Source organism: Achromobacter marplatensis (assembly GCF_049060505.1).
Taxonomy (GTDB): Bacteria; Pseudomonadota; Gammaproteobacteria; order Burkholderiales; family Burkholderiaceae_B; genus Achromobacter; species Achromobacter marplatensis_A.
This window is the reverse complement of the sequence record NZ_JBMGRB010000030.1, coordinates 1-1,896: the sequence shown is the minus strand read 5'-3', so window position 1 is coordinate 1,896 and position 1,896 is coordinate 1. Positions and strand designations below refer to the sequence as shown.

Genomic DNA, 1,896 nt, shown 5'->3' with positions numbered 1-1,896 from the left:
GCCTTACCGGCCCCGGTGTTCGACGATCAAGCCGACGCCACGCCGCCAGAAGGCCCGACGGAAACCGCCATCGCCGCAATCTGGGCCGACGTGCTGGGCTGCGCCACCGTTGGCCGTGATGCCAACTTCTTTGAACTCGGTGGCCATTCGCTCAGCGTGCTGCGAATGCATCGGGCATTGACGGCGATGGCGCCGGACTTTCCCATGCGTATGTGCTTCGAGCATTCCCGCCTGTCGGCGCTTGCCGCGGCACTGGATGCGCATCAGTCACAACAACAAGACAAGGACACGGCGTTGCGCAGTATGTCTGATTTGCTGGCCGCGCTGGAGGATTGAATGGAACTGGAAAAGACCGCCATCGCGCGCCGATTTGCCGCGCTGACGCCTGAGAAACAGGCGAAATTCCTGGAAGCCTTGCGTGCGCAACGCATTGATTTCGCGCAGTTACCTATCGTGCCGCAGGCCGAGGGCCAGCGTGGGGCGCTGTCCTTTGCGCAGCAACGCCAATGGTTCCTGTGGCGGCTTGATCCGCAAAGCAGCGCCTATCACATCTCGGGCGCGCAACGCCTGCGCGGGCCGCTGGACCTGCAGGCCTTGCAAGCCGCCTTCCAGACGCTGTGGCAGCGCCATTCCGCGCTGCGCACCGTGTTCGAATCGCTGCCCGATGGCACGGCGCGGCAACGGGTGCGCGACGACCTTGCGTTCCAGGTGGATATTGCCGACCTGAGCGCTTCGGATGCGCCCGAGCTGGGCGCCGCGCTGCAACGCCTGCGCCAGCAGCCGTTCGACTTGGAACAGGGGCCCCTGCTGCGCGTGCGGGTATGGCGGCTGGCTCCCCAAGAGCATGTGTTGGCGTTGGTTGTACATCACAGCGTCGCCGACGGCTGGTCCATGCAGGTGCTGTTGGAAGAGTTTGCGACGGCCTATGCCGCCATTCTTTCCGGTAATGAACCGGTGTTGCCCGCGCTTGCCATCGATGTGCAGGACCATGCGCTGTGGCAGCGCCACTGGATGGATGCGGGAGAATCCGAACGCCAATTGGCCTATTGGCGCGCGCATTTGGGTGACGAAGAGGCGGCGCTGTCCTTGCCGGCCGACTTGCCGCGCGATCCCGGCTATCCCTATGAGGCCGCGCGCCATCCCTTGACGGTGGATCCGTCTTTAACCGCGGCCCTGCGTGCCCGGGCAGCGGCCAGTGGCACCACCTTGTTCACGGTGCTGCTTGCAGCCTATCAGACCTTGTTGCACCGCATCACCTGCACCGAGGATGTCCGTATCGGCGTGCCGCTGGCCAATCGAGCCCGTGTCGAGACGCAGCATCTGGTGGGATTCCTGGCGGGCACGCAAGTGCTGCGTGGACGGCCGCGCGGGTCCATCCGGCTGAGCGAGCTGCTACACGAAGCGCGGGAAGCCGTGCATGGCGCACAGGCGCATCCTGACCTGCCGTTTGAACAATTGGTCGACAGTCTGGCCCCGCAACGAAAAGCCGGTCAAAGCCCGCTGTTCCAGGCAATGCTGAACCACACGCGCGAACGTGGCGACGCGGCGCTGGCGCTGCCTGGGCTGACCGCTTCGGACGTGGACCTGGGCGGCCAGGCCGCCCAGTTCGACCTGACGCTAAACAGCAATGAGTCGCCGGACGGCCGCCTGGATGTGACGCTGATCTATGCGTCGCCGCTGTTCGCGCCGGCTACCGTCACGCGGTGGGCCGACGACCTGTTGCGCATTCTGCAAGCGCTGGCGCATGAACCCGAACGTCTGATTGCGGACGTCGCGCCGTTGCCGGATACGGCACGGACCGCACTGCTGGCGCAAGGCAACGGCGGCGCGGCGCGCAGGGTGCCGAGCGTGCCGGAGCAGCTGGCGGCGCAGGCGGCGGCCACGCCCGACGCGCCG

2 protein-coding genes are annotated in these 1,896 nt (G+C 66.0%); both read left to right on the top strand.

Annotation, left to right across the window (positions count from 1 at the left end; all coding sequences use genetic code 11):
- Window positions 1-336, top strand: a 336-nt coding sequence (locus tag ACI0FO_RS29390; protein WP_416032090.1) for a phosphopantetheine-binding protein, incomplete at its 5' end; no start/stop codon positions are given.
- Window positions 337-1,896, top strand: a 1,560-nt coding sequence (locus ACI0FO_RS29385) for a condensation domain-containing protein (protein ID WP_416032089.1), incomplete at its 3' end; no start/stop codon positions are given.